The sequence below is a fragment of the Peribacillus sp. GL_122 genome (assembly GCF_057835005.1).
Map to the genome: position 1 here is coordinate 1935151 of NZ_CM174415.1, position 20446 is coordinate 1955596.

19 protein-coding genes are annotated in these 20446 nt (G+C 38.2%); 16 read left to right on the forward strand and 3 right to left on the reverse strand.

Annotation, left to right across the window (positions count from 1 at the left end; all coding sequences use genetic code 11):
* Positions 1-17: 17 nt before the first annotated feature.
* From AC3ISB_RS09430 to AC3ISB_RS09450, 5 genes are all read left to right on the forward strand, one after another.
* The gene (locus AC3ISB_RS09430) at positions 18-1073 is read left to right on the forward strand and encodes a TauD/TfdA family dioxygenase (RefSeq protein ID WP_141995162.1); all 1056 of its coding nucleotides are present in this window, start codon (positions 18-20) and stop codon (positions 1071-1073) included.
* 91 nt (positions 1074-1164) lie between these two features.
* Complete coding sequence (locus AC3ISB_RS09435) at positions 1165-1626, forward strand: MFS transporter (protein ID WP_489276168.1); 462 nt, start codon at positions 1165-1167, stop codon at positions 1624-1626.
* A gap of 5 nt (positions 1627-1631) precedes the next feature.
* Positions 1632-2456 (forward strand): MFS transporter, encoded by an 825-nt coding sequence (locus AC3ISB_RS09440; RefSeq protein WP_489276169.1) that lies wholly within the window; start codon positions 1632-1634, stop codon positions 2454-2456.
* Positions 2457-2624: 168 nt separating this feature from the next.
* On the forward strand, positions 2625-3623 hold the full coding sequence (locus tag AC3ISB_RS09445) for a TauD/TfdA family dioxygenase (protein ID WP_141995164.1): 999 nt from the start codon (positions 2625-2627) through the stop codon (positions 3621-3623).
* A 114-nt stretch (positions 3624-3737) separates the two neighbouring features.
* The gene (locus AC3ISB_RS09450; protein WP_480340418.1) at positions 3738-4685 is read left to right on the forward strand and encodes an alpha/beta hydrolase; all 948 of its coding nucleotides are present in this window, start codon (positions 3738-3740) and stop codon (positions 4683-4685) included.
* A gap of 126 nt (positions 4686-4811) precedes the next feature.
* On the opposite strand, the gene AC3ISB_RS09455 is transcribed toward AC3ISB_RS09450, so the two are convergent.
* A complete protein-coding gene (locus AC3ISB_RS09455; protein ID WP_144553460.1) occupies positions 4812-5585 on the reverse strand; it encodes an SDR family NAD(P)-dependent oxidoreductase in 774 nt (257 codons plus the stop codon).
* A gap of 467 nt (positions 5586-6052) precedes the next feature.
* Here AC3ISB_RS09455 and AC3ISB_RS09460 point away from each other — a divergent pair, with 467 nt between their 5' ends.
* From AC3ISB_RS09460 to AC3ISB_RS09480, 5 genes are all read left to right on the forward strand, one after another.
* Positions 6053-7108 carry a TauD/TfdA family dioxygenase gene (locus AC3ISB_RS09460; protein WP_141995167.1) on the forward strand — a complete coding sequence of 352 codons (1056 nt, stop codon included), beginning with the start codon at positions 6053-6055 and terminating at the stop codon, positions 7106-7108.
* A 111-nt stretch (positions 7109-7219) separates the two neighbouring features.
* On the forward strand, positions 7220-8509 hold the full coding sequence (locus AC3ISB_RS09465; protein WP_141995168.1) for an MFS transporter: 1290 nt from the start codon (positions 7220-7222) through the stop codon (positions 8507-8509).
* Between the two features lie 37 nt (positions 8510-8546).
* On the forward strand, positions 8547-8702 hold the full coding sequence (locus AC3ISB_RS09470) for a hypothetical protein (RefSeq protein ID WP_489276172.1): 156 nt from the start codon (positions 8547-8549) through the stop codon (positions 8700-8702).
* Between the two features lie 317 nt (positions 8703-9019).
* The gene (locus AC3ISB_RS09475) at positions 9020-9724 is read left to right on the forward strand and encodes a CoA transferase subunit A (protein ID WP_431844661.1); all 705 of its coding nucleotides are present in this window, start codon (positions 9020-9022) and stop codon (positions 9722-9724) included.
* A gap of 63 nt (positions 9725-9787) precedes the next feature.
* Positions 9788-10468, forward strand: a complete 681-nt coding sequence (locus AC3ISB_RS09480) for a 3-oxoacid CoA-transferase subunit B (protein ID WP_098372747.1) — start codon at positions 9788-9790, stop codon at positions 10466-10468.
* A 93-nt stretch (positions 10469-10561) separates the two neighbouring features.
* Here the strand turns inward: AC3ISB_RS09480 and AC3ISB_RS09485 are convergent, their stop codons facing one another.
* Positions 10562-11467, reverse strand: coding sequence for a LysR family transcriptional regulator (locus tag AC3ISB_RS09485; RefSeq protein ID WP_057213827.1), 906 nt, complete (start codon positions 11465-11467; stop codon positions 10562-10564).
* Positions 11468-11610: 143 nt separating this feature from the next.
* Between AC3ISB_RS09485 and AC3ISB_RS09490 the strand changes: the two genes are divergently transcribed.
* From AC3ISB_RS09490 to nhaC, 6 genes are all read left to right on the forward strand, one after another.
* The gene (locus AC3ISB_RS09490; RefSeq protein WP_057213825.1) at positions 11611-12399 is read left to right on the forward strand and encodes an SDR family NAD(P)-dependent oxidoreductase; all 789 of its coding nucleotides are present in this window, start codon (positions 11611-11613) and stop codon (positions 12397-12399) included.
* A gap of 188 nt (positions 12400-12587) precedes the next feature.
* Complete coding sequence (locus AC3ISB_RS09495; protein WP_057213822.1) at positions 12588-13064, forward strand: 2,4'-dihydroxyacetophenone dioxygenase family protein; 477 nt, start codon at positions 12588-12590, stop codon at positions 13062-13064.
* A 225-nt stretch (positions 13065-13289) separates the two neighbouring features.
* Positions 13290-14072, forward strand: a complete 783-nt coding sequence (locus tag AC3ISB_RS09500; RefSeq protein WP_489276176.1) for an SDR family NAD(P)-dependent oxidoreductase — start codon at positions 13290-13292, stop codon at positions 14070-14072.
* A gap of 270 nt (positions 14073-14342) precedes the next feature.
* The gene (locus tag AC3ISB_RS09505; protein WP_489276177.1) at positions 14343-15527 is read left to right on the forward strand and encodes an acetyl-CoA C-acetyltransferase; all 1185 of its coding nucleotides are present in this window, start codon (positions 14343-14345) and stop codon (positions 15525-15527) included.
* 1531 nt (positions 15528-17058) lie between these two features.
* Positions 17059-17376, forward strand: a complete 318-nt coding sequence (locus AC3ISB_RS09510; RefSeq protein WP_141994119.1) for a hypothetical protein — start codon at positions 17059-17061, stop codon at positions 17374-17376.
* 220 nt (positions 17377-17596) lie between these two features.
* The gene (nhaC, locus tag AC3ISB_RS09515) at positions 17597-19018 is read left to right on the forward strand and encodes a Na+/H+ antiporter NhaC (protein ID WP_141994120.1); all 1422 of its coding nucleotides are present in this window, start codon (positions 17597-17599) and stop codon (positions 19016-19018) included.
* 94 nt (positions 19019-19112) lie between these two features.
* On the opposite strand, the gene AC3ISB_RS09520 is transcribed toward nhaC, so the two are convergent.
* Positions 19113-20372 carry a TroA family protein gene (locus AC3ISB_RS09520; protein WP_489276179.1) on the reverse strand — a complete coding sequence of 420 codons (1260 nt, stop codon included), beginning with the start codon at positions 20370-20372 and terminating at the stop codon, positions 19113-19115.
* Positions 20373-20446: the final 74 nt, after the last annotated feature.

Sequence of the window (20446 nt, forward strand, 5' to 3'; positions counted from 1 at the left end):
TTAAAGGGGGATTAATTATGTCAACCATTTTAAAGGAAAAAGTTAAAGGGCAAGTAGCGTGGAAAGGCACTGACCTGGCTAAAGATGAATCATGGGTTTATTATTTGTCTGAAAAAACGATTGCCTCGCTTGAGAACGCTTTAGTTCATGTTAAACAAAAGGGTTTAAAAGCACCTGATTTTTACAAAGAGGATTTTCCGATTCCTGATATATATGAAGAAATCGTTTACTTTGTTGAAGAGCTTGAGAATGGGAGAGGGTTCCTATTAATTCGTGGATTACCTATTGAAAGGTATACAGATGAAGAAGCAAGCATCATTTACTGGGGTCTCGGACTTCACATGGGCATTCCGGTATCGCAAAACGCAAATGGTGACCTCTTAGGGCACGTCAAAGATCAAGGTTTTAGCTTAGAAAATTCTAATGTACGTGGTTACCAAACGAAACTGCATCTTCCATTTCATGCTGATGGTTCTGATGTTGTTGGATTATTAAGCTTGCGAAAAGGGAAATCTGGAGGTCACAGCAGTATCATCAGTTCGATGACTGTTTACAATGAAATTCTGGAAAAGAATCCGGAATATCTAGGAGTTCTCTGTCGTCCATTTTACTTTGATCGTCGTGGAGAGGAAGCTCCGGGAGAACCTCCAGTATTTACATCATCAATCTTTAATTATTATGATGGTAAATTGAGCTGTAGATATGTCCGTTTATTTATTGAATCAGCACAAGCAAAAACAGGCATCCAATTGTCAAAAGTGGAAATTGAAGCATTAGACTTACTGGATTCCCTCCTTCACGATGAGAATTTACATTATAACATGATGTTGGAGCCAGGGGATATGCAGTTCGTCAATAATTATACGATTCTTCACTCACGTACTCAATACGAAGACTATGAAGAGCCGGAACGCAAACGTCATCTTTTAAGATTGTGGCTCACGATGCCAAATGGTCGGGAAATTTCCCCGGAATTCGCGATGTTTATTGATGAGAATACCGGTAAACCAGGTCGCGGCGGCGTACCGCAACGTAAAACAACATCTGGCGGTATTGTAGAAACCCTGAAGTGATTTTTTAAAAATGCTTATAAGAACGAGTGGGAACACTTTTTCAGAGTTCAGAAAAAGTGTTCCTTATATAGGGAAATGTGGGGAGATTTACATGACAAGTACTCCAAAATATTCTTGGATTATCTTATTATTCCTAGTTCTTAGCGGGATGATCAACCAAGTGGATAAAATAATTATTGGTTTGGTTTCCGTTCCTTTAATGAAAGAGTTACATTTAAGTCCATCGCAATGGGGAGTCGTAGGAAGTTCTTTCTTTTGGTTCTTTACCTTCTCCTCTATTATTCTTGGCGGCCTGGCCGATTCAAAAAACACGAAAAAAATGTTAACTTGGATGTCGTTGATTTGGTTGATAGTTCAATTTTTCACCCCTTTCGTTAGCAGTTTGTCTATGCTTTTGTTAACCAGAATGATTTTGGGAGCTGGTGAAGGTCCTGCCCCCGCTCTATCCACGGCAATCATGGGAAAATGGTTCCCGAAACATAGGCACGGCATCGGCTTTGGTGCGGTTCTATTAGAACGACAGGGGGATCTGCGATCGCTTCACCATTATTAATCTCCTTGATTGATCATTATGGATGGAGATCTGCATTTATAACGATGGGCATTCTGGGACTGATTGTGCTGGTATTATGGATGATTTTCGGTAAAGAAAATCCTCAAGAAATCGGCTGGCCGTCGATACAGCAAAAGGAGCAGCAATCATCCAGCCTCTCTAAAGTTTCTTGGAGTCAGTTTCTTCCGCATCTATTATCTAAAAATTTTATTCTGATCGTATTGTGCGGGGGGGCTGCCTATTGGTTATTGTCCGTACAAGCGGTATGGCTTCCAGCCTATTTTACCAAAATTCAACATTTTAATGGTCAAACATTAAAATTAGCAGTGTCTTTACCTTTTCTTTTTGCAGCCTTTTGCCAATTAGGATTTGCCATTCTATCAGATCGGCTCTATCGTAAAACCAGAGATATTCGTAAGGCACGAATAAATCTTGCCGGTATAACGATGATGTTATCCGCTCTATGCTTATACCTAGCAAATGCCGCGAATTCCACGGCGATGTCCATATTGTTCTTCACCCTTGCTCCGGGTTTTGCGTATGTCATTCTTTCACTCGCACCCGCAATATTGATGGAGTTTTTTTCTCCCCAGAATATTGGAAAGGCACAAGGGACGTTCATTGCACTTGCGAGTACTACAAGTGTTATTGCTCCACTCGTATTTGGCTATCTTATTCAAAATGCAGCGACTGAAGCTACCGGATACGGATACGCATTTCAAGCTTCTTCTTTAGGGATGCTCATTATCGGATTATTGTTTTGGATCGGTGTACGTCCCGCAAAGGAAAGCCACACAATAATTGAAACAGATGAGAAATTGAGTATTTAAGAGGTATAAACGTAGATTGAAAGATTCTTAGTAAGATTATATTGATCTAACTTAATTATAAGTTACAAATAATAATTTCATTTAATTAATAATAAGTGTGCCATGAATAACGAATTCAAAATATTCAGTCAATTATGGAGATATAACAAATATAAAGGAGGAATATGTATGTCAGTTATTTTAAAGGAAAAAATTCAAGGGCGTTCAGCGTGGAAAGGTATCGAACTAGCAAAAGATGATTCATGGATTTATTATTTGTCAGAGAAAACCCTTGCAGCTCTTGACAAGGCTGTATTACATGTTCAACAAATAGGGTTAAAGGCACCCAATTTTAACAAGGAGGATTTCCCGATTCCTGATCTCGCTGATGAAATTGCTTATTTTGTTGACGAGCTGGAGAATGGGAGAGGATTTCTATTGATTCGTGGATTACCAATGGATCAATATACTGACGATGAAGCTAGTATCATTTACTGGGGTCTTGGACTTCACTTGGGCCTACCGATCATCCAAGGAAAAAAGGGTGACCTCTTAGGGCATATCAAAAACATGGGTAAAGACTTTAATGATAATACAACAGTAAGAGGTTACCAAACGAATGTACGTCTTGACTATCACACAGATCTTGCTGATGTTGTCGGATTACTATGTCTTCGTAAAGCGAAATCTGGCGGTTTAAGCAGTATCGCTAGTGCGTTATCTATCTATAATGAAATTCTGGATAATCACCCTGAGTACCTTGAAATTCTCTATCGTCCATTCGCCCATGATCTTCGTGGAGAAGAAGCACCAGGTCAATCTCCAGTAGTTTCATCACCGATCTTTAGCTATTACGATGGTAAATTAAGCTGCAGATATATGCGTCAATATGTCGAATCAGCACAAACAAAAACAGGTATCTCTTTGTCAAAAGAGGAAATCGAAGCATTTAATTTTGTAGATTCCCTTACTGCTGATAAAAACTTTCATATTGATATGATGATGGAACCGGGTGATATGCAATTCGTTAATAATTATACCGTTTTTCATTCACGTACACTATTTGAAGATTATGAAGAAGATGACCGCAAACGTCATTTATTAAGATTGTGGCTCATGATGCCAAATGGCCGAAAAATTGCTCCAGGTTTCGAGTTTTATATAGGAGGAGCACCTGTAATTAGATAAAAACCGGTGGTAATAATAATCACCAATAATTCTTGAATGGTGATTTTATTCAACGAAAATGATGAATGAAATCACCATTTTATGTTTTTTATTTTGAAGTGAGGATGATGTTTTTTGGCAAATTTAGATCCGCAAGCAGAAAAATATTTACAAGCATTTAATCAGCTGCCACCTATTCATACGATGGATCATAAGTCAGTAAGAGAGATGCTTTCTAAAGCACCGCGTCCTGCTGTAAAATTAGAACCGCTTTCAAAAGTTGAGGATTTCATGATTCCGGTAAGCCAGGATGAAACAATCAAATGCAGGGTATATATACCGGAAGGGCAAGGTCCTTTCCCTCTATTTATTTACTACCATGGTGGAGGATGGGTTCTAGGAGACATTGAATCAACGGATGCAAGCTGCCGAATGATAGCGAATCGAACGGAAAGTATTGTTGTATCCGTAAACTATCGTCTTTCTCCAGAGTATAAGTTTCCGACTCCAGTAGAAGACGCCTATTCCGCATTGCAATGGGTTTTTGAAAAAGGGACTTCATTTAACGGAGAAGTTTCTCGATTGGTAGTTGGAGGGGATAGCGTAGGTGGAAATCTAGCGACTGTAGTTACGATGATGGCGAGAAACAAAAAGGGTCCAAACATAACTGCACAGGTCTTAATCTATCCTGCTACAAATCTTGAGTTCAATACGGAATCCCATCGAACCTTTGCAAAAGGATTTGGTCTTGATCGCGAACAGTTAATTTGGTTCCGTGATCATTATTTAAGGAATAATGAGGACAGGCGTAATGAGTATGCTTCCCCCTTGGTCGCTCAAGATTTAAGTGGTCTCCCGCCAGCAATTGTTATTACAGCGGAAAATGATGTACTTCGGGATGAAGGAATGGCCTATGCTGAACGTCTGAAAGATTTTGGTGTTCAAGTTGAATATGAATGTGAACCCGGGATGGTCCACGGATTTTTTGTACAAATGGCCATTTTCTCAAAGAACATAGAATTGACTGTTTCTAGGATCGAGAAGTTCTTGAGTTCCTTAAAATATACAATAGGGATAGAATGAAAGAAAATGTTCTAAATGAAGCGAGCCTCAGAATTTAGTGAGGCTCGCTTTTTAAAATACATATTTAATTTTTAAATAGAAATTATTGAGAATCAATGAAACAATAACAATAGCAACCCTAGGCATTTAGTAATAAACGGTATTTCCAATTCCACCGGTTACCGAAATGACATCGCCAGTTATCGATGCCGCCAAAGGTGAGGCTAGGAAGGTAACGACATTAGCAATTTCCTCTGGTGTAATCAAACGGCCGAGGGCATTCATTGATGCTGCCTGGCGTATAGCTTCCTCATTAGTGACACGGCCTCTAAACGTTTCAGTATCGACAATCCCTGGATAAACAGCATTGACAGTAATTCCGTGCTTTCCTAATTCTAATGAAGCGGATTTTGTCATATGGACAACAGATGCATTACGAGGACCGGAACTAAAATAATTGCCGCCAATTCTAGCTGCCAGACCACTTATATTGATAATACGTCCCCAATTATTTTGGATCATATAAGGAGCAACAGCCCGGACACAACGAAAATAGCCCATATACTTTTCTTCAAAATCTTTCAAGATAAGTTCATCTTTAATGCTGTTAAAATCCTCTGGTTCATGACCTCCAACACGGGCTCCACTGTTGATTAAAATATCAATGCTTCCCATTTCGGCTGCTGATTTTTCAACTAAATTTAGGATAGAGCCAGGATCATTAGTATCTGCCACGATTGGATAAATATTTCTGTTGGTTTCATTGGCCAATTCGTCTGCTGCATTCTTTAGTGAAGATTCGTTTCTTGAACAAATCGTACAATCCACACCTTCCAAAGCCAACTGACGGGCAATAGCTTTGCCAATCCCCCTGCTTCCTCCAACGATAAGTGCTTTTTTTCCAGATAATTTTAAGTCCATAGTTCAACCTCCTGTTTCGAATTAACTTGTATAAGACTCTGCTTGAAAGTGATTTATTAGAATATTTAATCATTTCTATCTTTGATTCTACCTATAAATGATAATTATATAAAATTAAAGATTTTAAATTGCACTTAAGTTTTATTAATATAATGATAAGTGTTGTAAAATTGCATGTATAAGGGTGTTACATTTTCCATTTATTAGTAAAGTTTATTTGCAAATTAAAAATTTTAATTTTATTTAACTGAAAATTATGAATATAATTAACGGAATAACATTTATAACAGTCAGAAGTTATTTAAAGCGCTTTCATGAAAAAAGGGGGGGACAAGGAACATCATTTATTAAGCAATAATTGTTTGTATAAGGGTCTGAAAGATAGTGGCAGTCGCTTTTAAAGTAGGAAAACAGCCCAAACTTTTTCATTAGTTAAAATTGCAATAGAAAACGAAGGAGGGTTCTCGGTGCAGTCTATTTTAAAGGAAAAAATTCAAGGACCAGTAGCTTGGAAAGGTATTGATTTAGCAAAAGATGATTCATGGATTTATTATTTGTCAGAGAAAACGATTGTAAATCTTGAAAGCGCTTTATTCTATGTAAAACAAAAAGGGTTAAAGGCACCTGATTTTAACAAGGAGGACTTTCCAATTCCGAATCTTTCTGACGAAATAGCCTATTTTATAAACGAACTGGAAAATGGGAGAGGTTTTCTATTAATTCGTGGCTTACCAATAGAAAAGTATACAGATGAAGAAGCAAGCATCATTTACTGGGGTCTCGGAGTCCACCTGGGCATCCCGGTAACGCAAAATGCAAAAGGTGATCTATTAGGGCATGTTGTGGACCAAGGTCTCGACATTAATGATTCAAATGTACGTGGTTACCAAACGAAGGCTCATCTTCCTTTTCACCCAGATGGATCTGACGTAGTCGGATTATTAAGTCTTCGAAAAGCTAAAGCTGGCGGTTACAGTAGTATCGTAAGTTCCATCGCGGTTTACAATGAAATTGTGGATAGGTACCCAGAGTATCTTGGAATTCTCTATCTTCCATATTTCCTGGATCGTCGTGGTGAGGAAACACCAGGTGAATCTCCTGTTTATTCATCACCAGTCTTTAGTTATTACGAAGGTAAATTAAGCTGCAGATATAACCGCGGATATGTCGAATCGGCACAGGCGAAAACAGGGAGATACTTGTCAAAAGTTGAAACTGAAGCATATGACTTAATGGATTCCCTCCTATATGATGAAAACATGCATATTGATATGATGATGGAACCGGGTGATATGCAATTTGTTAATAATTATACTGTTCTTCATTCACGTACTGTATACGAAGACTATGAAGAACCTGAACGCAAACGTCATTTATTAAGATTATGGCTCACGATGCCAAATGGGCGAGAAATTGCGCCAGACTTCGCGATGTTCATTGATGAGAAAACAGGTAAAGCGGGTCGCGGCGGTATTCCGGTACGTGAAAAAACAGCTGGAGGTATTGCAGATAAAATGAGGTAATGGGATTAATAAATATAAAGAGTTTAGACGAGGTTAACGGAGATTTACCTTTAAAAACTTTTAAAACACCAATTGATTCATGTTAACGGAATAGAAGGGGAGATTATTAATTTGAAAACACCTAAATATTCTTGGATCATATTATTAATTCTTGTAGCTTCAGGTATGATCAACCAGGTTGATAAAATTATCATTGGTTTGGTTTCTGTTCCTCTAATGAAAGAGTTACATTTAAGTCCTTCACAATGGGGAATTGTCGGCAGTTCGTTTTTTTGGTTCTTTACCTTTTCATCTTTCATTCTAGGGGGAATGGCCGATTCAAGAAATACGAAAAAAATGTTTACTTGGATCTCGTTTGTATGGTTGATTGTTCAATTTACCACACCTTTTGTTTCCAGTCTGTCTCTGCTAGTAATCACAAGAATGGTCTTGGGAGCAGGAGAAGGTCCTGCAGTTGCTATATCAACTTCAATAATAGGAAAATGGTTCCCTAAACATAGACATGGTATAGGCTTTGGCGCTGTTCTCTTTGGAGCAACAATCGGGCCCGCGATTGCCTCGCCATTATTAATCTCCTTGATTAATGGATATGGATGGAGATCTGCTTTTATTGCAATGGGGATTGTTGGACTAATGGTGCTAGTTTTATGGTTGATTCTTGGAAAAGAAAGCCCAAAAGAAATCGGTTCGTATACTTTTGATCAAGAAGATAAGCACTCAATAATTTCTTCTAATGTTTCTTGGCGTCAGTTTCTTCCGTATCTATTATCTAAAAATTTTATTTTTATCGTTTTGTGTGCAGGTTGTGCCTATTGGTTATTGTCCGTTCAAGCGGTATGGTTTCCTGCATATTTTACCGAAATTCAACGTTTTGATGGAAAAATGTTAAAACTTGCAGTGTCTTTACCTTTTCTTTTTGCTGCCATTTGTCAAATTGTATTTGCCTTGTTATCGGATCGGCTTTATCGCAAAACAAGAGATATTCGTAAAGCACGAATAAATGTTGCAGGGATTACGATGGTGCTATCCGCTATTTGTTTATTTCTTGCAAATGCCTTTAATTCTAGTTCTATTTCCATTCTATTCTTCATCCTTGCTCCGGGTTTTGCGATTGTTATTCTTTCACTCGCACCCGCCATATTAATGGAATTATTTTCTCCCAAAAACATTGGAAAGGCTCAAGGGACCTATGTGGCTCTATCAAGTTCAACAAGCATTATTGCTCCACTCATATTCGGGTATCTTATCCAGTATGCAGGAACAGAGGCAATTGGATATAGTTATGGCTTTCAAGTAACTTCTTTGGTTATGTTCGTAATCGGATTATTATTTTGGACCATTGTCCGTCCCGCGAACCAAAGTCAGACAACGATAAAACCTGAGGAACAAGTTATTGTATAAAAATCATTAATAGGTGAATCAAGGAGGGAAATAAACTATGTGTAAAAATGAAAAGGCCGTTTCTGAGATGGACAGTTGTGTATTGTGTCATGAGGAATTAGCCATTATGGAGCGAAATCGCAGTAAGTGCTGGAGTTGTCAGGATAAGATATCCGAGACTTACGCTGATGATCATATTGAAGCGGAGGATTAAGTAAATTAGTAAGTTTCGTAAATGATTTGAACTGTAAAAGGAACTTCTTTATTACGGAGGTCCTTATTTATTCTTAGGCTATGTTAAACATAATTGTTGATTTTTCAAACTATGTTGATTGGAGCGAAGTGCCTGGAGCGGAAATCAACAGGTAAGTTTAACACAGCTTATATTTAAGATTATAGTTTGTAGTATATAAAGATTACTTACTTACCGATTAAAATATTTAATTTTATTTAATTATTACTTATGAGTATGGTCGGTATCATAATAAAAAAATTCTATTAATTAAGTTAATAATGCAGGGAGTGAAAATATTGGCTGGGCAAGGAAAGTTAAACACAACATTTTATGAAGCGATTCAAGATATTCAAGATGGTGCAACCATCATTGTTGGTGGGTTTGGTCTGTCGGGAATTCCCGAGAATCTAATTCTAGCATTGCGAGAAAAGGGAACAAAAGACCTTACGATTGTCAGTAACAATTGTGGGGTGGATGATTGGGGACTGGGTTTACTGCTTGCCAATAAACAGATTAAGAAAATGGTGGCAAGCTATGTAGGTGAGAACAAGATCTTTGAAAAGCAATTTTTAAGTAGAGAATTGGAAGTAGAGCTTGTTCCCCAGGGTACACTGGCGGAAAGAATTCGGGCAGGAGGAGCTGGCATCCCTGGATTCTATACGCCGACTGGAGTGGGTACACCGATTGCAGAGGGCAAAGAGCACCGATTATTTAATGGCAGAACGCATATTCTTGAAGAAGGAATTGTTGGGGATTTTGCCTTCGTCAAGGCATGGAAAGGTGAACCGTTAGGAAATCTTGTTTACCGGAAGACAGCGCGGAATTTTAATCCACTAGCAGCAACGGCAGGCAGGATTACGATTGCCGAAGTGGAGCAAATGGTTGAAGTAGGTGCTCTTGATCCGGATGAGATTCATACACCTGGGATCTATGTTCAAAGGATATTGGAAGGAAAAAATTATGTGAAAAGAATTGAACGCCGTACCGTCATACCTACTTAACTTACCTTTAAAGGGTAACTTACCGCAAAAATTACAATGCGATTTTTCAGGAGGATTAACAGTATGGATACCAGGACAAAAATCATTAAGCGTGCGGTTCAAGAGATTCAAAATGGGATGAATGTGAATCTAGGAATTGGAATGCCTACTTTACTTGCGAACGAAATACCGAAAGAATTACATGTATTATTGCAATCCGAAAATGGGTTGCTTGGCATCGGACCTTATCCAGTTGAAGGGATGGAAGATCCTGATCTTATTAACGCAGGGAAAGAAACGGTTACAGCGGTAATCGGTGGATCTTTCTTTGACAGTGCTGAGTCCTTTGCCATGATTCGTGGGGGACACATTGATCTGGCTATCTTGGGAGGTATGGAGGTTTCCGAACAAGGTGACTTGGCAAATTGGATGATTCCGGGAAAATTGGTCAAAGGGATGGGAGGTGCGATGGATCTTGTCCATGGTGCCAAAAGAATTGTGGTCATAATGGAGCACACCAATAAGTACAATGAATCCAAAATCAAAAAAAGCTGTTCCCTTCCATTGACAGGTCAAAAGGTTGTAAATCGACTGATTACTGACTTGGCTGTATTTGATTTTACTCCCGAGGGAATGATTCTTGTGGAAACTCAAGAAGGTGTTTCACTTGATGAAGTGATAGAAAAGACGGAGGCTTCCTTTACGATCAGCACCAATTTGACATGTGGTAAAGGGGATCGCCAAAAGACTTCTATTACAAGGTAAAGAGATTACACTGCTAAGGGTAGAGATAGATTTGTAATAAGAGAAGCTTTTTCGCCCACCTTGAGACGAAGAACCTTCTCTTTTTTTTCTTTTTTAATTCTTAATAATTTCTGATTTTAAATAATGAATATATTTGTTGGCAAAAGTGGACAAATGTTTATTTTCTGATCGAACTAATCCTAAAGAAATATTTACAGTCGGATGATACACCAAATCAATTGGAACGATATCACCATTAATGATAAGGGGATAGTTTTTCATTACGAAATCAGGAGCAAATGTAATTGCCAAATTTTCATTGACGGCTTGGAGAACTCCATCCATATTATTTGATGTAAATAAGATTTTCAAGGGCTTATATTTATGAAAGAATTCTTGTACAAAATACTGCATAAATTCACCCTTATATGTCACGAGAGTTTGATCAAGTATATCATGCGGAGTTATAGTACCAAGGATGGCTAAGGGAGAATGCTTAGAAACATAAACTTTCTGCTTCCCTTCGATTAATGCTTCAAAAGCTATTCCTTCCATGTTTATGTTCAAATCACTTGAATACGTAATCAGTCCAATGTCAGTCTTGTGCTGTCGAACATCTTCAATTACAGCAGATCCACTTTTATCGGAAACCTCCAAATTTACGTGCGGATAATCATGTCTAAACGATGCTATCGCTTTTACCAGGAACGTCATCAATCCAGGTAATGACGAAATTTTTAGTTCCCCCACTTCCGTGGAATTCAATAAGTTAGCAGTCACTTTTATTTCCTCAAGTTTTTTTTGTACTTCATAGGCGAGTTTCAGAATGATTCTTCCTTCATCGGTTGGGACAGCGCCGTGTCCCCGTGACCGCTTAAGAACTTTAATCCCCAACTCCTTTTCCAAGTTGGTTATGGACTGGCTGATGTTGGATTGAGTCACATGTAGATTCTGTGCTGCGATAGACAGAGAACTGTATTTTGCGACTTCTACGATATATAGTAATTGTTCAATATTCATGACTGTTCTCCTTTTTTAAATATTAGTAATACTTACTTACAGATTAAAATCTTTAATTTTATTTAATTATAATTTATTAGTATAATCAATATCAATAATATTTTAAAATCTTTGAATATTCTAAAAACAGGAGGAGAACTAGAATGTCATTGAACCAATTGTTTGATTTAAATGGTAAGACAGCAATCGTTACCGGAGGCGGCAGCGGGTTAGGGCGTGTAATGGCACTGGCGTTGGCAGAAGCCGGAGCAAACGTTGTTGTTTGTTCACGGCGTTTAGAAGTTTGCGAAGCAGTTGTAAAAGAAATCGAGGCGTTAGGAAGACAGGCACTTGCTCTATCATTGGATGTCACAGATCGGGAATCTGTCGTTCAAGGTGTGGAGAAAGCGGTTTCTCATTTTGGGGAAATCAAAATTTTAGTCAACGGCAGTGGAACAGTTTTTGAGTCTCCTGCTACGGATATGCCTTTAGAACAATGGCAAGCTATGCTGGATACAAATGTGACAGGAACATTCTTGATGTGTCAGGCAGTTGGTAAACATATGATTAATAACGAATACGGTAAAATCATTAACATTTCTTCTAGTATCGGTTTTAAAGGTGTTGACCCGGAAGCTGTAGATTCTGTCGGATATACAACTAGTAAGGGTGCAGTCATGACTTTAACGAAGGATCTGGCAGTTAAGTGGGGACGACATGGAGTGTATGTAAATTCAATTGCTCCTGGAGTTTTCACTACAGGAATGAATAACCCAGAAATACCGGGAACACTTGTACACAAAGCAGGCCCTTTCATTGCCTCACAAGTTCCAGTTAGAAGATTAGGCAGTGACAATGATTTGGTAGGTGCACTCCTTTACTTTGCTTCAGCAGCATCTGATTATTGTACTGGACAAATTTTGACTCTTGATGGTGGACTTGGGGCTAAGTAAATTTCATCCAAATAACGTGGTTGCGTAAATTAATCATACTTAATTGCAATTAAAAAATATCAATTTTACTTAACTGAAAATTAAGAATATACTGAAATTAATAAATTCGAACTAGTTAATTTGCTTGCTGATGAAAGCGATAACAATATGCGAATTTAATAAATATTTATTGGAAGAGGGGATTTTAAGTGGGTAATTTAAAAGATGTAAAAGAAGTAGAAGTATTTCATGCAGGTAATGTTAGTGTAGATGAATTGCCTTGGATTCCATATTTTGGAGATGCGAAATTTAAATTGCTTAAAGCCAACCCTGTGACAGGACAAACGGTTACTTTATTATCTGTTCCTGCGAAAATGCAGCTTCCGGCCCATTTCCATCCTGGAACAGTCATTGTATATACCGTCCAAGGGACTTGGAGATATCTCGAGGAGCCTTGGATCTCCAAACCTGGTGACATGGTTTATGAGCCTGCAGGCTCCAAACATACGCCGACAGCTGTAGGGGATGAAGATGTTATCACCTTCAATATTGTAGAAGGAACATTAGACTATATAGGTGAAGAAGGAGAAATTCTTGCCAGAGACAATTGGGAAACATTCCTGAAAAGATACTATGAACATTGCGCGGCTGAAGGAATTGAACCTATTGATGTGACTAAATTTTGATAATTTGATTAATAAAAAAAAGAGAAGTCCGGCGTCCACTTGACGAAGAGGCTTCTCTTTTTTCTTGGCTTTTTCATTTTTAATATTAGTCATAATAATTTACAAATTAATATTTTTAATTTTATTTTATTAAAACTTATAAGTATAATCATTAACATAATAATGTTTTCAAAATTTTTAATATTCAAATTTAACAGATAATAATGTTGGGAGGGATAATGATTAATGACAGCAAAGACGGTTTTGATTACTGGTGCTACAAAAGGGATCGGATATGAATTCACAAAAGTTTTTGCAGAGCATTGTTATAACTTGGTATTAGTTGCCAGAGGTTCGGCGTTGTTGGAACAACAAGCCGAGAGTCTAAAAAAGGAATATGGCGTGCAAGTGAATACTTTTGCCGGCGATTTGAGTAGCCATACAACGGTAGAGAGCTTGCATCGATACTTGAAAAGCGAAAGAATCGACATCGATATATTGATTAATAATGCTGGAGCTGGCGGATTAGGGTTGATGACGGAATTGGATATTCAAAAAGAAATGGAATACCTGCAGCTCAACATGATTTCGCTCACGTATTTAACTAGACTTATTGCGGATGACATGGTGAAACGAAAGCAAGGTAAAATTTTAAACGTGGCTTCAACAGCGGCCTTTCAGCCAACTCCACGGATGTCGATGTATGGGGCCAGCAAATCTTACGTCTTATTCTTTACGGAAGCAATTGCGGAAGAACTTAAAGGAACCGGAGTTCAAGCTTCTGTATTATGTCCCCCTTCTACCAAAACGCCGCTCACGCAAGGCTTGGCCTCAACAAGAACAAAAATTTTCATTAAGAACTTAATTGAACCGCAAGCTGTTGCCAAGTGCGGATTTGAAGGGTTAATGAAGAATAAAACGGTGATCATTCCAGGCTTTAAAAATAAACTCATGGCTAAATCTGTGGGATTGCTGCCAAGGAAATGGGTAACCATCTATACCCGAAAGCTTATCGAACAAAAAGTGTAAATAGCATTAAAGTTCTATCCTTGAAAGGGTTGGAGTTTTTAAAAGTATTATCTTTATAGATTTACGATGGCAAATAGCTTACATAGTTTTTCAGAAGATATTTTGTTTGGAATAACAAAATCAAAAAAGGGGACTAAAGGTTATAGGACTGCACTTTTTCAATCCAGTCCTTATAACGGTATAAAATTAGAGGGTGAAATAAAGAAATGGAAAAGATGTTTTCCATCCATTAAATCGAATCAAACAACCTTCAATAAAGGAGAATGAATTATGAGTCATGTTTACATTTTAGGTGGAGCTAGGACGCCATTCGGGAGTTTTGGAGGGGTATTAAAGGATGTTTCTGCCATCGATCTTGGAGTGATCGCAAGTAAAGGAGCCGTTGAAAAAAGTAATATTTCAGTTGAAGAGGTTGAGCATGTTTTTGCAGGGAATGTGATACATACTTCGAAAAATGCCTCCTACCTATCCAGGCATATTGCTTTGAAAGCTGGGATTCCAATCGAGAGCCCCGCTTTAACTCTCAATCGTTTATGCGGTTCTGGATTGCAAGCGGTCGTATCGGCAGCTCAGTCGATCATTTTAAAGGATGCTGAAGTCGCCCTAGCCTTGGGAACCGAAAATATGAGCCAATCTCCTCACGTATTACGAGATGTCCGCTTTGGTACTGGTTTACAGTCTCCACAAATGGACGACATGCTTTGGGCGACTTTGAGCGATGAATATATAGGGTGCGGGATGGGAGTAACAGCGGAAACTCTTGCTGAAAAATATGAACTAACCCGAGACGATCAAGATAGTTTGGCTGTCCAATCACACCAAAAATCAGCAAAGGCCCAACTGACGGGGCGATTTCAACAAGAGATTTCCCCTGTCACGATATTCACCAAAAAAGGAAAGGAAATAACCATTTTAGAAGACGAACATATTCGCCATAATACTTCAATGGAAGGATTAGCGAAACTGAAACCAACCTTTAAAAAGGATGGGACCGTAACGGCAGGTAATGCCAGTGGTATTAATGATGGGGCAGCTGCCTTAATACTTGGAAGTGAATCCTTCCTTCAAACCAATCACAATGTGAAGCCATTGGCAAGAATTATATCCTGGGGGATTGCTGGGGTAGACCCAAATATTATGGGCATTGGACCAGTTCCTGCTAGTCAATTAGCTTTACGGAAAGTAGGACTCAATATTGAAGATATCGATTTGTTCGAAATCAATGAGGCATTCTCTGCCCAGTATCTTGCAGTAGAGAGAGAGCTTGGTTTGAAAAGGGAAAAAGTTAACGTCAATGGTGGAGCAATCGCATTAGGTCATCCAGTTGGGGCTAGTGGAGCTAGAATTATATATTCATTGGCCCTAGAGTTAAGGAATCGAGGAAAGAAGTATGGACTAGCCTCTCTCTGTATTGGAGGAGGACAAGGAATCTCAGTAATCATTGAGGCTCTTTGAACATGTGTATAAAAAGAAAACGAGGTGATGGTTATGAAGAGTTTACAGCTACCGGTTGTGCAGCTTTCTAAAGAAAATGAATCTTTAAGACGGAAAATCGAAACAAGTTTGCGAATCCTTATGTTGCCGCCTTTCATGGGATGGTGATGACGTGATTGACTAGAGATACAATTACGACTGCAGCTCCGGAGCTCCTGAATTCTCAAATGGATTGTTTTTAGTATCTGGTAACTTAGGGGTAACAACCGGCAGTAGGTGGATTAGTTATATAAGGAATGGGTACACAGTACGTCGTATTAGGAGGATTCCTATTCTTGATTTGAGTTTAGTATTTATTTTACTGAGACCACATGTATAGTTCCATAAATCAATTTTCTGGATAGGAATTAATTCAACATTCTATAAAAGTTGCCTATCATTATTGATTTATTATCCCTGTCATATTTTCTTTGATAGGAATGCCAGGTGTCATGTGATAACAAGCCAAAAGAAGAACCAAGAAAACGGTAAAGATTGACCATGCTGAAATTTTTTTATGGAAGGTTATATATAATGGCAACTCGCGTTAGAGGTCCAATCCCAGTTCCTACGGTCTATCCTTGACCGTTAAAGTACCTACTGCCAGTGAAGCGAACCTTGTAGAAGCTGGGGCTACATTATCTTGGAACAATGTAGTAGCTTATTCAGCGGCTTTAACTGATGATGGAGCCTAGCAAGATATGGTTGCCAAGCATTCTATTACAGATCCGTTCACTCCGTAGGGAGTCCATGTATTTAATGCAAGTCGTGTAGAGGTTTTTGATAATGTAGGAAAAGTAAAGAACAAATGGAACAGTTATAAAATGGGCAGAATTGTTGGAGTCGAGAATGACCGATATTACATTGTGAGATTTAGCTGTGTAAGAAAAATGTGGATTAGGAAAAATTAGATTTTGTTTTGATATTTAGAAAGGCTCCCTTTGGGGAGTTTTTTATTTTTTATCCTAATCCACCATAAAATTAAATTTAGCGCATGAGTTCTTTAGGAACATCACTATAAGTATATTTCCTTTCAATTTTCTGAAGTTCATCTGAAATTCCAAATAAGGTGTGTAATACGGCCGTTTGAATATATAGATTCATATAATTATCATTGCTTTTCTTCTGAAAAGATAAATCATGTTTTTCGTCAATTATTTGAGTTATACATTCATTGATTTCACTCCACATTTCTTTCTTTTCTTCTTAGTATCTATCTCCATAATCTACCAATATTTTTTATTAGTTTATCCACTCTATTAAAATCTTATACATATTTTCAGAGATTCTAAAAAATATCCCAATAAGGTACTCCAAATGGGACAGTATGAAAATGCCTGTAAAATCTATGATCGCACTGTTCCAAAAGTATAAATGCTTTTGGGTACGTGAGGGGTTTGACCAAAGAACAGAATTTGTAACGGTCAACTGAACAAGCAGGATGCCAAGTTATCTATCGACAAACAAACTGGCGCGAATTTAGATAGGGTAGAATTACAGTAGCTACTTTCACGTGTTTCCTATAAAATCTAAATCTTATCCTGATATCGTGATGGTTTCAAATCAATTAGACTGTAACACAAAGGTAGGATATCTGTATTATGTAGATAATGAAGAAATAGTATCAGTAAAGAGTGCTTTGTCCTATACTTTACCACCAAGATTTAATGAGAAAAATGAGTTAGAAACAATGAATTATTACAATATGGAAGGTTTACCTTGGGTTTTAAATACTTATGAATTGGATTTAAAGAGTAATTCATTGAAATTAATAGTTAAGAAATCTTTGTCGTTTGAGGAAGGACTAGAGATGAAAAATAAATGGCAATGAAATCTTTGAGGAACTACAGTTATTACTGTAGTTTTTTTAGTAACTGTAATGGATTTCTAATGGTTTGTTAAAGAGAGCTAACTTTCAAAATATTAATTGACTGTTATTCGTAGAAATATTATGATAATTCTATTAACGGCTATTTAGCGACATGTCATTCGTTTTTAAATAGTCATCAAAATAATAGAGTCATGAAAATTAATAACAAAGGGGATGCTTTATGAAAAAAGAAATGTCATTCGGTGTTGCAATGATACCGCTCATCGTCATGATTGTAATGATGGCAATGACGGTGGTCTGGCTGGAACAAGGTCCGCATATTCCGCTTATTGTAGGCACATCAGCTGCTGCTATTGTTGCTTGGAGTTCTGGATATAAGTGGAATGAAATTGAAGAGTCCATGTACAAGGGAATACGTCTCGCTCTGCCAGCAGTCGTCATCATTATTCTAGTGGGGATGACAATCGGGGCTTGGATGGGAGGAGGAATTGTTGCGACCATGATATATTATGGTCTTGAAATCCTCACTCCTTCATTTTTTCTTGTTAGCATCTCGGTTATTTGTGCAGTGGTATCATTGGCAATCGGCAGTTCTTGGTCAACGATGGGGACAATCGGTGTTGCTGGGATGGGGATTGGTCTAAGTATGGGAATACCAGCACCAATGATTGCGGGGGCTATTATTTCAGGCTCATATTTTGGTGACAAAATGTCACCGCTTTCAGACACGACCAATCTTGCATCCGGACTGACAGGGACGGATTTATTCGTGCATATTCGCCATATGCTTTACACGACGATTCCAGGATTTATCATTGCCTTGGTTATTTACGCCTTTCTTGGGAAGGATTTTGGTAAAGGAGATATGAATGCTGAGAATATTGAACAAACGATGCGTGTTTTGCAGGATAGCTTTGTCATTTCTCCGTTTCTATTGATCATTCCGTTAATCGTCATTATTCTAGTTGCTAAAAAGGTTCCAGCCATTCCAGCGTTGATTATAGGGGTCCTGCTCGGCTTCTTATCCCAAATTTTCATTCAAGGAGGCAATATGGCTGATGCAATAGCAGCTTTGCAAAGCGGCTTCGTGATTGATACGGGCAATAATATGGTCGACAAGCTGTTTAACGGCGGCGGATTGGATTCAATGATGTACACCGTGTCCATGACGATTGTTGCAATGACATTTGGTGGAATACTTGAAAACACAGGCATGCTTCAAGCGATCGTAAAGCAAATATTAAAATTCGCAAAAACATCGAGAAGTGTAGTTGCGTCAACAGTTTTATCATGCTTTGCGACGAATGTAACATGCTCAGAACAATATATTTCCATCGTCATTCCTTCACGTATGTATGTAAAAGCTTACCGAGATAAAGGACTTCACTCGAAGAACCTATCCCGTGCACTTGAGGATGGCGGAACATTGACTTCAGTATTTGTTCCTTGGAATACTTGCGGAGTATTTATCCTTGCAACACTTGGTGTGCATGCATTCGATTATGCACCATATGCGATTCTGAATTTTATCATCCCAGTTATTTCTATCATTTATGCGATGACTGGCTTTACCATTACGAAATTGACAGAAGCCGAAATTCAGAATATCAAGAAAGAAGAGGAAGCAACTTTACCTATATGAAAAACTTGCCAAATTTTAAATATGACCTGCAATAAAGCAAGAGACCTCTAGGAAGAAAGGTTCCTTCCAAAAGAACCTTTCTTTACATTTAAATCTAGTATACTGGCAAATTAAGTTCATAAACTGCTCTGGGGCGTCCCTTCGAATAGGTCATTTCTTCACCGACGATGGTGACATGCCCATGATCGGATAGCTTTTTTAAAATTCTTTCAGTAGTACGACGGGTCACCTGTAAATAATCCTCTAGTTCAGCAGCTGTGAATTGGACGGATTGGCGGGAATGACTAAACTGGATGATTTTAGATATGTTTGCAGGACTCAATTTTGTCTGTTTGGCAACCTGAAGTAGTTCGGGATGATCGTTTTTCAAGCGTTGCTGTTTGGTTTGCTGTGGAAACGGTCCAAGCAAATCTTTGTCTTCCGTGAGAATGTATCCGCATTTGTACTCACTATGTTTTTCAGCAAATCCGAGGGCAATCTTTGCATGACGATCTGCATCCATAATGGTTGAACCATATCCGAAACCAACTTTACTTTTCTTCTTGAATTTGTCAAAAAAATAATTCAGGCCGTTTTTCTTTATCAACGATTCGATTTCACCACGAGTGCTGTACAGGATGAAGTGGAAGTCTTCAAGAAGCTGGACCGAGGCTTGTATTTCATGTGCTAAACCATCTACCAGTTCATGAGCGTTCGCTTCATCCGATATGACATAGCAAACGGCAATCTGTGAAGATCTGCTTTTAATTAGTTCTGTATTGGCTTTAATATCCTGCAGCGCTTTAAAGATGGAGCTTCGAGGATCAACCATGCGCATGGCAGGTACCCCAATAAGTTGCAGTTGATCAAATACAGAATGGATGCTTGTTAATGCAAGGTCTATGAAACCCTCCTTCCAAAGTTCATGATGGTAAGAAGTGATCAGTGAAATATCAAATGAGCCATTCAGCATCTCCTGATAATCCATGATATAGCTCGGGTCCATCTCGATTTCGAGGTCAGTTAATACGTTCTTTACGATCAAGGCGTTGCTAACATCGACGGAAATTCGATGAGGAGAGATTTTTTTATGATAAAGCACGGATAGTAAGGAAGAAGCGATCGACATTTCATCTTGTGCTAAATAAAAAGAAGGAATTGGAAGGTGCTCATGATATTTTTTTGAAAAGTAGTACGGCAACGCCCCGGAGAACAACACAGCATCACACGGCTTGAGTTTCTTAACAAGCATACCAGCCTCAGTAGGTTTCTCATATACATAGGCGTCGAAATCAATTTCAGCAATTTCGGATGTGATGGATTCAATTCTTTCGATAAATTCAGTGGAACCAATGACAGCAATTCTTGTATTCATTGTTAACCTCCAAGTGAAACAGCTAATGTATTCTTAAATAACGGTTTATTAACGACAACTATATCAAACTCGTA

What these genes read in the sequence shown, in the direction of transcription:
- AC3ISB_RS09430 (WP_141995162.1), top strand. Translation starts at nt 18, where the DNA reads ATGTCAACCATTTTAAAGGAAAAAGTTAAAGGGCAAGTAGCGTGGAAA.
- AC3ISB_RS09435 (WP_489276168.1), top strand. Translation starts at nt 1,165, where the DNA reads ATGACAAGTACTCCAAAATATTCTTGGATTATCTTATTATTCCTAGTT.
- AC3ISB_RS09445 (WP_141995164.1), top strand. Translation starts at nt 2,625, where the DNA reads ATGTCAGTTATTTTAAAGGAAAAAATTCAAGGGCGTTCAGCGTGGAAA.
- AC3ISB_RS09455 (WP_144553460.1), bottom strand. Translation starts at nt 5,585, where the DNA reads ATGGACTTAAAATTATCTGGAAAAAAAGCACTTATCGTTGGAGGAAGC.
- AC3ISB_RS09470 (WP_489276172.1), top strand. Translation starts at nt 8,547, where the DNA reads ATGTGTAAAAATGAAAAGGCCGTTTCTGAGATGGACAGTTGTGTATTG.
- AC3ISB_RS09480 (WP_098372747.1), top strand. Translation starts at nt 9,788, where the DNA reads ATGGATACCAGGACAAAAATCATTAAGCGTGCGGTTCAAGAGATTCAA.
- AC3ISB_RS09485 (WP_057213827.1), bottom strand. Translation starts at nt 11,467, where the DNA reads ATGAATATTGAACAATTACTATATATCGTAGAAGTCGCAAAATACAGT.
- AC3ISB_RS09490 (WP_057213825.1), top strand. Translation starts at nt 11,611, where the DNA reads ATGTCATTGAACCAATTGTTTGATTTAAATGGTAAGACAGCAATCGTT.
- AC3ISB_RS09500 (WP_489276176.1), top strand. Translation starts at nt 13,290, where the DNA reads ATGACAGCAAAGACGGTTTTGATTACTGGTGCTACAAAAGGGATCGGA.
- AC3ISB_RS09505 (WP_489276177.1), top strand. Translation starts at nt 14,343, where the DNA reads ATGAGTCATGTTTACATTTTAGGTGGAGCTAGGACGCCATTCGGGAGT.
- nhaC (WP_141994120.1), top strand. Translation starts at nt 17,597, where the DNA reads ATGAAAAAAGAAATGTCATTCGGTGTTGCAATGATACCGCTCATCGTC.
- AC3ISB_RS09520 (WP_489276179.1), bottom strand. Translation starts at nt 20,372, where the DNA reads ATGAATACAAGAATTGCTGTCATTGGTTCCACTGAATTTATCGAAAGA.